The following is a 9,482-nucleotide window of genomic DNA, read 5'->3' as shown; positions in this document are numbered from 1 at the left end:
TGTGTTGATCACCGCCCGGTCCACCCCCGCCTGCGCCAGCGCCTGCAAATGCCACTGCAGCAACGGCAGGCCCTGCACCTCCAGCAACGGCTTGGGGCAGATATCGGTCAGGGGGCGCATGCGCTCCCCACGACCAGCAGCCAAGATCAATGCGGGCAGCTGAGACATGTGTGTAGGGCTCGGTGGGGACAGCCCTGCATTGTCCTTGAATCAGTGATGCAGGTTGCCCTGCAGCCATGTCACCAAGTCGTTCGGCAGCATCGGTTTGCCGTAGAGCCAGCCTTGTCCTTCATCGCACCCGAGGGCGAGCAAGGTGTTGCGCTGGGCCTCGGTTTCGACGCCTTCGGCAATCACCTTCATGCCTTGGCTGTGGCCCAGGTTGACCACCATGCGGGCGATGCTGACGTCACGGTCGAGTTCGGCTACGAAGCTGCGGTCGATCTTCAGTCGCGCGGCGGGCAGATGGCGCAGAACGCTGAGGGACGAGAAGCCCGTCCCGAAGTCATCAATGGCCACCGTGAGCCCTAGGGCGCGAATCTCTTCCAGTCGACGACGGATGAGATTGATGTCTTCTGCGGCCATGGACTCGGTGATTTCCAGTTCCACGGCGTCGGGGCGAACGTCGGTTTCAGCCAAGGTGTTGGCAAGCAGAGGGATGAAATCAGGTTCTCTGAGCTGGACTTGCGACACGTTGATGGCCATGGTCAGCTCGGTGAACCCCATGTCATGCAGGCGCTTGAGCTGGGTGCATGCGTTGTGCATCACAAAGGTGCCCAGCACCATCATCAGACCGGCTTGTTCGGCCACCGGGATGAACTTGTCGGGGGGCACCATGGTGCCGTCGGGCTGTCGCCAACGGAGCAGTGCTTCCACGCCGATGGCTTGCCCGGTCTGGAGATCGACTTTGGGCTGGTAGACGGCAAACAACTGCGGGGAACCCGTGGCCGCACGCAAGCTATTGAGCAACTGCATGCGTGCACGCGCGGCATGCCCCATCTCTTCTGAAAAATAGCAAGTGGAGCCGCGCTGCTGCAACTTGGCGCGTTTCAGTGCTAGGTGTGCATCCTTGAGCAGATCCGGCCCGCGCTCTTCATGCTCGTCCAGCCGGACCAGGCCAATCGTGATCGAGATGCGAACCGATTGACCGCTCACCTGCAGCGGCGTACTGAAGAGGTGCTGCAAGGTGTCACCTGACACTTCATGCGACGGCCCCAGTGCTGCAAACACATCGGCACTGATGCGGGCAATGTGGCAGTGAGGCCCCAGTCCATCGTGCAGCCGTGTGGACACCGCTCGGAGCACATTGTCGCCAAACTCATGCCCCAGCATGTCATTGATGGAGGCAAACCCATCGATGTCCAGCACGCCGACAGTCAAGGGGGTGGGCGCCACGGTCAGCCTGGAAAGCTGCTGCAGGAACTGATTGAGATTGGCAATTCTCAGCAGGGGGTCAACGTAGGCTTGGTCAACCAGTCGGCCATACAGCAAGACATTTTCAAAGCCTGCAGACATGGACGAGCAAAACACTTCGACCAGATGGCGATCGAGGGGGGGCAGGTCGTCAGGGTGATCAATGTAGGCCGCCAGACCGCGTCCGTCGGAGGTGGCGAAGTACAGAACCATGCCTTGCGCAAACAGACTGCGCCGCTCGCGCAGACACTGCTCCAGCGCGGCTTGCACGGAAGGGATGCCCAGTTCGTCAAGGGGGCGCTGGATGAGCTCGCCGTAGTGACCCGCCGCCGCAATCACACGAGCCGGGTCGCCGCTGTTTTCAAGGCCGGCCTGCGCGCAAATGAGACCTTCTGGGCGCATGCCCAGCAGGGCACACAACTGGTTGACCACGCCCTCGGCGAACAACTGCATGCCGTGCAGCTTGCTGAGTTCGGTGCTGGCGCGGACCACCATTTCCAACCCTCGGCGGGTTTGTTCGTGCGTGCGCATTTGCCGATAAGCGCGCAATGCGGTGGTGAGGCTGGTGAACAGGCGAACCCGTGTCAGTTCCGACTTGGTTCGGTAGTCATTGATGTCGTAATTGCGAATGGTCTCCAACTCGGGCGCGTAACCCGGTTGGCCCGTCCGTAGCACGATGCGCAGGGCTTCCCGGCCCAACTTGTGGCGAACTTCGCCCACCAGTTGCAGGCCCGCATCTTCGGACTCCATGACCACGTCCAGCAGCATGACGGCGATGTCATCGTGGGCTTGAACCAGGGCAAATGCTTCTTGGCGCGAGTACGCGTGGTGGATGTAGAGCGGTCGGCCTTCAATCAGCAGGTCACGCAGCGCCATGTCGGTGGCCTGATGGACGTCGGCATCATCGTCCACCACCAGAATCTGCCAGGCGTTGTGGGTGATCGAAGGGGGGGCGATCACATCACCGTCATCTTCGATCAAGACGAGCAAATCGTCGTCGGCTCCGTGGGCGGCGGAGCTGGTCTCAGTGGAGGACGCTGGAGGTGCGTGATCGCTCATGTCCGGGTGCCATCTGGCGAGCAATGGATCACATCACTATAGGTTGACCCGGCCCACCGCGCATGAGGAATGACGCGAACCTGTCGTCATCGGATACAAAAACAGGGCGAAAGCCCCCAAGAGAGGGGACCTTGCGCCCTGTGTGCGGTGCGGACCTTTTCGGACTCAGGTGCGATTGCCGTAGCGTCGCTTCATCGTGGTGATGTGAGAAATCACCTCGGTCGAAATTTCAGAGAAATCAGAGCCCGAGTCGATGAGGGCAGAGGCCTCGTCATAGTCCTTTGCGTTGATCTTGCGGGCGACATGGGCGGCAGTTTTGTGGAACTGGGCATGTGTCGTCTGCAACTTCACAAATTCGGGCTTGGATCCCCAGCGTGATCCACCTGGTCCGTGAATCCATTTGCCCAGCGCGCAGCGGTCATCCCGGCACAGGGTCTCGGCATCCAGCGTGGTGTGTTCGCTGATGGCTGCGCGCAGTTTGACCTTCCATTGACGGTGGGCATCGACGGCGGCATCGAAGTCAAATTTGTCGGCACTGACTTCTGCTTGTGCCTTCAGGCGAACGTGGGCGGGCAGTTTGAAGCGCGCCACCTCTTCCGCCAGGGCAAAGGCCTGATCACGCATGGCCGATGAAGCGGCGGCGGTTTCCTCGACCAGTGCCGCGTTTTGCTGCGTCATGCGGTCCAGTTCGTTGACGGCAGTGCCAATCTGTTCGATGCCTTGATGCTGTTCGCGGGCGCCTGTGACCACGTTTTGCAGCAATTGTCTGACCAGGATCGACGAGTCGACGATTTCCGAAATCGTCTTGCCGGCGCTGCGGACCACGGCCGTACCGGTTTCCACTTGCTCGACGCTCTTGCCCAGGATGGTGCGGATCTCGCGGGAGGCTTCGGCGCTGCGCTGTGCCAGCGTACGCACCTCGGCCGCCACCACGGCGAAGCCACGGCCCTGTTCGCCGGCCCGTGCGGCTTCCACGGCAGCGTTCAAGGCCAGGATGTTGGTCTGGAAGGCGATGCCGTCAATGGTGGTGATGATTTCGCCAATGCGTGCGGACGACGCCTGGATGTTCTCCATGGTCGAAATCACGTTGTTCATGGCCTGGCCGCCTTGCTCGGCCACTTCCGCATTGCGCTCGGCCACGCGACTGGCTTCTTGCGTGTGATCAGCGGTGTTTCGCACGGTGGACGAGATCTCTTCCATCGATGCAGCAGTCTCTTCCAGGTTGGCGGCAGCCTGTTCTGTGCGGCTGGACAGGTCCATGGCACCGCTGGCGATCTCGCTGCTGGAGTGCACGATTTCGCCGCTGGATTGGCGCACCTGAAGCACCATGTGACGCAACGAGTCCTGCATGGTTTGCAGTTCGACCATCAGGTCTGCCGCCTCGTCTTTGCCCCATGGGTGAGGCGTGGTGGTCAGGTCGCCATCGGTGATGGCACGCAAGTGGCGGCGGGTTTCTTTCAAGCCACCATCCATTACTTTGTAGAACGATACAAACAGATAGAAGACGATGACAACACCCAAGCCGACGATGCTGCCCACAATGGTGACGTTGGTGCGCAGTGCCGCGTGCAGGTCATCGACGAATGCGCCAGTGCCGACCACCCAGCCCCAAGGCGAGAAGCCTTGCACGTAGGCGAATTTGTCCACCGGGATGGAGCCACCTGGCTTGGGCCATTGGTATTCGACATCGCCATTGCCGCGCTCACGAACGCGGGCAATGAACTCCTGGAACAGGGCGACCCCATTGGGGTCTTTCATGTCCAACACGACCTTGCCGTTGAGCTCTTGCTTGGCGGGGTGCATCACCATGCGCCCGTCCATGTCATTGATCCAGAAATAGTTGTCCTTGTCGTAACGCAACTTGGCAACCTGAGCCTTGGCGAAGGCCTGCGCTTCATCGCGCGTCATCTTGCCGGCTTGCTCTTGCTCGTAAGCCCAGTTCAGGGTGCCGATGGCGATCTCGACCTTTTCCTTGAGGGCATCCCGCCGCTCTTGCTTGACTTGCATGAAGCTGGTTTGCACCTGCCAGGCAACCAGCACCACAAATGGCAGGAACAGCACGACTGAGATCAGCCACGCCTTGTAAGAGAAGGGGAGTTGTCGAAACAGTCTGATGCCTGGGGCCCAGAAGCCGTGATGCTCGAAAAAGCCTGCTTTGGCATCGTCAGCAGCATTGCCTTCGGTTGTGGCCGCCGAGGGCTCGTACGCAATCATCTTCATCGGACTACTTCTATAAGACGGAGGGTGACGCTTTTTGGGCGCCTGTGAAACTTGTTGATCGACGCAAATGAAGCAACCTTGAGCCCGGGATTCTCTTGATCCGGGCTAATTTGCGGCAGCGCAAGGTGCACGCAAGTGTGTGAGGCGTTGGTGACAGCGTGGCGACATGCGCCAAACACCGGAAAAGCAAAAAGCCACCGCGAGGGTGGCTTTTGCAGCTAAGTGATTGATTCACTTGGCTTTGTTTTGGTGGCGCTTCAGGGATTCGAACCCCTGACCTGCGGATTGTGATTCCGCTTCATGCTTCATTTGCTTGTGTTGGTTGGTGTTGATAGAATCGATGAAAATCAACATCTTATGGCGACTTCCTGACATTCTTGTGTTGATGCGAATTCGGCTTTTTCTGTCCAATTTGCCTACAGATTGCCTACAAGTTGCCTACAACCTCCGTAGGGGTGAGCATGAGCAAGGACACAAGCCGGGTGAGGCTGACCGCTGGACGGGTGGATGCTTTCGCGTGCCCGGTGGGCAAGTCACAGGCCTTTTTGTGGGACACCGAGGCCCCTTCTCTGATGCTCAGAGCCACCCCGACAGGCCGCAAGACCTACGCTTTTGAGGCTCGCTTGAATGGGGCCACCATCCGGGTGGGCATCGGCACATCTGCCGACTGGAGCCTGGACGCTGCCCGCAAGCGTGCAGCCGAGTTGAAGCAATTGGTGGACAGTGGGCAAGACCCCCGAGAGATTGAGCGCCAGAAGCAGGCAGACCGCGAAGCCAAGAAAGCCGCCCAGGCTGCCAAGGTGGAAGCCGACCGGCTGGCAGGCGTGACATTGGGGGAGGTGTGGTCTGTCTATCTGGAGGACCGCCGCCCGTTCTGGGGTGAGCGTCACTATGCCGACCACCTGAAGATGAGCAAGGCCGGTGGCGAGGTGGCGAGGCGAGGTGTGAAGCTGGCCGCCGATGGAACCAAGCCCATGACCGTGCCGGGGCCGGTGTTTGAGTTGCTGGCGCTGCCCTTGCGTGAACTTACCCCCGCCAAGGTCGAGACATGGGCCGCCAAGCACGCCCAGACCCGCCCAACCTATGCCCGCCTGTGCTGGCGCTGCCTGAAGGTGTTTCTAAACTGGTGCGCCGAGCATCCGACCTATGCAGCGTTGCTGGCGACTGCCAACCCAGCGAAGACCAAGCGCACCCGCGAGGTGCTGGGGAAGCCGAATGCCAAGGATGACGCCTTGCAGCGGGAGCAGTTGTCAGCATGGTTCGCCGCCGTGCGCCAGATTCAGAACCCCGTCATTGCGGCATGTCTGCAAGTCTCACTGCTGACGGGTGCTCGCCCTGGTGAGGTGCTCACCCTGCGCTGGGAGGATGTGAACACCCAATGGAAGGGCCTGACCATCCGTGACAAAGTCGAGGGTGAGCGCGTCATCCCACTGACGCCCTATGTGGCGCATCTTCTGGCCGGGTTGCCGCGCCGTAATGAATGGGTGTTTCCGAGTTTCCGTGCTCTGAGTTCTGACCCGGCGACCATCAAGCGCCGAGAGGCCAAACACGCACGGAAGGGCCAGACAGCGCCAGCCGGTGATGTCGTGCAGGCGAGCGCATCCGGACACCTTGCAGACCCCAGCGCCGCGCACCGTTGTGCCTGTGCTGCTGCAGGGCTGGATGGGTTGACTCTGCACGGGCTGCGCCGCAGTTTCGCCAGCCTTACTGAGTGGCTGGAAGTTCCTGCCGGTGTGGTGGCGCAAATCCAAGGACACAAGCCCAGCGCGACGGCAGAGAAGCACTACAAGCGCCGTCCTCTGGACCTGCTGCGCCTGCACCATGAGCGCATCGAGGCATGGGTTCTGGAGCAGGCCGGGGTGCGGTTTGAATCTCAGTCAGCAGATGCCGGTAAGTTGCGCGCTGTGAACGCCAACTATGTCAATTCTTAGTTGGGAAGGTCACCAGCTTTGTAGAAGTCGATGATACGGGTCTCGCCCTGGTTTGCGTAACAAACATAGGGTCTAGACCCAGCGTAGGCGCCATAGCTGTTTTTCGCGTTAACGCTTGCGTAATAAGGCACGACAATTTGAGGCGCTCCATCAACCTTTCGTAGTTCATGCTTGCCACGCGTGATGCCGTCTTCCAACTTGACGCTATCCGAGTCTTTCCACTGTGGGATGCGCCGAATCCACTGCTCACATTCAGCCTTGATTTTGGCAACACGTTGCTGAAACCCTGATTCAGCAGCGCCGCTTGAGAAAACCTTGTGTGACTTCGCATCTTCACCGCAAGGTGTTTGGCTAAAGGTACTTCCGCAGCGGTACATGGTCTGGGAATTCACAGACGAGATCGAAGTCGATCCAACCGCTACAGCGACTGTCACGCGGAGAATTTTCAATGCAACCATCTGCCCCATCCTTACATCGCAAAAAATAGCAATAGATTTTAGATCAATGACGCTGTGCGTCACACCACCAAGCCCGGCCCTGAGCCGGGCTTTTTGCTTATAAGTCCTTGATTCTGTTGATGCGACATCGCGCCGCAGGCGAACACATTTGACTATCAGCAAACTGCTTTCAACGGCTGATTTTTTGCATTGTGCAATGGTTGCCGCATTGAAAGGAGTCGATATGTCATACCCACCGCTCGAGCAAGTCACACGCCCGAACATCACCACCAATGAGATTGCGTTCTACACCAACATGAGGCCGCAAACGTGGCGCATACATGCCTGTAAAGAGACAGGCCCAATCCGCCCAACACGCCTGGGTGGAAAACTGCAGTGGCCTACAACCGAGGTCAAAAAACTCTTGGGGGTGGCGTGATGCTCGCCCGAAATGCAGAAAAGGAAACGGCGCTGCAGCCGTCCAAAGTCAGCAGCGCCGCACCAGTAACTAACCTTCTCGCGAAAGATGTGTCGATGAATCCTATCATCAACCGCCGCCCACCGTCGATGCCACGACCGGGCACTGCTGCTAGCACCGCACTGGTGGTGCTTATCGAAGCTGGCCCCGTGGGGGTATGTCCCCAGCAATTCTTTGACCTGACTGGGTGCAGCCTCAAGCATGCAGTCCACGACTTGCGACGTATGCGCTGGTGCATTGAATCGCGGTGGTCGCGACAACGTGTCGAATCCGAAATTTCCTACGTGCTGACGGGGGGGAAGTGACATGGCTAGCTGGCTTTATAACCCCACCTCATACAACCCGCGGCGCCCGGTAGAAACATTCGGCCCGGACCTGATGCCCCGCAGTGGTGTTGTGCTGTTGGTAGCACCCTCCAACGTGGGCAAAAGCACCTGGATCACATCCATGTTGCACACATGGGATACAACCGACGGCACCCGAATTAATGAAGACATCATGGCGCCGGAGGGGGGCGCCCCGAGGTCGTGGTATTTCGCCTTTGAGGACGGAGACAACATGCGAAATACGTATGCTGGTTTCGGTGCCTCCTACACTGAACGCCTCAACCCTGATGATCCGAGCTGGGAATTCCGCAGGTTGCAGAGCGGAGCCTACGGGTACAGGCGGTGGGTAGATTCCGTGCTGTTCACACCACCTTCAGACGCGTTGGACCTTACGGACGCCGACAGCGTTGAAGCGTTCTTAGATACGGTAGAAACCGAAGCGGACCCAATATTAGCCGGTGGGGGTTATTGGCCGGAGATTGTTGTCATAGACAACTATTCGCTGTGTATTGGTCAGTCGGATGAGAATGAGGCTGCAACGCCACGTAAAGCATTACGTGGCGTTGAGCGCATAAAAGATTTCCTTGGCGCAAGTCTGGTTGTTTTGGTGTGCCATGCGCGCAGTGGTGACACAAAGCCCCGTGGCTCAGAAGTGCTTTTCAACCACGCGCAAGGCGTCGTTCACTTGTCGGGCATGGGTGAAATCGTCACCGCTACCAACACAAAGCTGAAGGGTGCGGAGCGTGGAGCAAAACGTCGGTACAGGCGCACCGTTATGGAAGGCCCAGGGGCAACGTACCTCGAATATGTCGACATTACCAATGAGGACGTTAAGCCTGCCAGCCCGGCACCAGCACCACAGACACCACTGGCACCTGCCAAGGCTGTAGAGGCGACCGTGACACCGCCGAAGGAGCCGCCCGTGCCCAAGGGGCCTGTACACCCCGCCGACGAGCTGCGGGGTCTCAACGCTGTAGCGTGGGCCGCGCTGGCGTTGCAGCCCGGTCAAGCTATGGCACTGGCCGAGGCTGAAAAGCTGGTGACCGCACACCCCTGTTTTGACGGAGTGGACCGCCGCCGCCGTCGGTCACGTTTTCCACAGGTGCACCCGAGTTCGACACCAAAACGCCGATTTTGCGTTTTTGACGAGGTCGCCTCCATATAAATCAACGACTTATGCGTGCTTGCGCGGAATTTCTGTAGTGGCAACTATGTAAACGTTGTGTAGTGGCACCAAGCAAGCGTTGCGCTATACTCGCCGCATGTTCATCAAGCTCACCCGTTCCAAGAGCCGCACCTACGCTCAGTTGGTTGAGTCCTTCCGTGACGAGCAAGGCCAACCTCGCCAGCGCACTGTGGCCACCCTTGGCCGCGTCGATGAGGACGGCGGCACCGTTGATTCGGTGCTGAGCACCTTGCTGCGAGCCAAGGGGCGCAGCGGCGTGGACATCACCACGCCGCAGGTTCGCTTTGAGTCTGCGCTGGCTCTGGGTGATGTATGGGCCCTTGATCAACTCTGGCGTGAGCTTGGCTTTGACGCCTTGGCGGCCATCTTCCGGCGTGCGCGCTACACAACCCCCATTGAGCAGGCCATCCGCGTGATGGTCTTCAACCGCCTGTG

At 59.2% G+C, this 9,482-nt stretch carries 6 protein-coding genes and 1 pseudogene; 3 read left to right on the top strand and 4 right to left on the bottom strand.

Going from position 1 to position 9,482, the window contains the following annotated elements; all coding sequences use genetic code 11:
- From ACMV18_RS02135 to ACMV18_RS02125, 3 genes are all read right to left on the bottom strand, one after another.
- The coding region (locus ACMV18_RS02135; RefSeq protein ID WP_420816505.1) for a nucleotidyltransferase family protein at window positions 1–168 on the bottom strand (168 nt) is incomplete at its 3' end.
- A 42-nt stretch (window positions 169–210) separates the two neighbouring features.
- Window positions 211–2,469 carry an EAL domain-containing protein gene (locus ACMV18_RS02130; protein ID WP_420816504.1) on the bottom strand — a complete coding sequence of 753 codons (2,259 nt, stop codon included), beginning with the start codon at window positions 2,467–2,469 and terminating at the stop codon, window positions 211–213.
- Between the two features lie 165 nt (window positions 2,470–2,634).
- Window positions 2,635–4,689, bottom strand: coding sequence for a methyl-accepting chemotaxis protein (locus tag ACMV18_RS02125; RefSeq protein WP_420816503.1), 2,055 nt, complete (start codon window positions 4,687–4,689; stop codon window positions 2,635–2,637).
- Window positions 4,690–5,150: 461 nt separating this feature from the next.
- Between ACMV18_RS02125 and ACMV18_RS02120 the strand changes: the two genes are divergently transcribed.
- A complete protein-coding gene (locus ACMV18_RS02120) occupies window positions 5,151–6,620 on the top strand; it encodes a tyrosine-type recombinase/integrase (RefSeq protein WP_420816502.1) in 1,470 nt (489 codons plus the stop codon).
- Here the strand turns inward: ACMV18_RS02120 and ACMV18_RS02115 are convergent.
- Window positions 6,617–7,345 (bottom strand): hypothetical protein, encoded by a 729-nt coding sequence (locus tag ACMV18_RS02115; RefSeq protein WP_420816501.1) that lies wholly within the window; start codon window positions 7,343–7,345, stop codon window positions 6,617–6,619. The genes ACMV18_RS02120 and ACMV18_RS02115 overlap by 4 nt on opposite strands.
- Before the next feature lie 496 nt (window positions 7,346–7,841).
- Here ACMV18_RS02115 and ACMV18_RS02110 point away from each other — a divergent pair, with 496 nt between their 5' ends.
- A complete protein-coding gene (locus tag ACMV18_RS02110) occupies window positions 7,842–9,026 on the top strand; it encodes an AAA family ATPase (RefSeq protein ID WP_420816500.1) in 1,185 nt (394 codons plus the stop codon).
- A 97-nt stretch (window positions 9,027–9,123) separates the two neighbouring features.
- A pseudogene (locus ACMV18_RS02105) lies at window positions 9,124–9,482 on the top strand (IS1634 family transposase); the annotation flags it as partial.

The sequence above is a fragment of the Aquabacterium sp. genome (genome assembly GCF_048860245.1).
Taxonomy (GTDB): Bacteria; Pseudomonadota; Gammaproteobacteria; order Burkholderiales; family Burkholderiaceae_C; genus Aquabacterium.
Note: the sequence above shows the minus strand (reverse complement) of the source record. Positions and strands in the feature narration are given on the sequence as shown.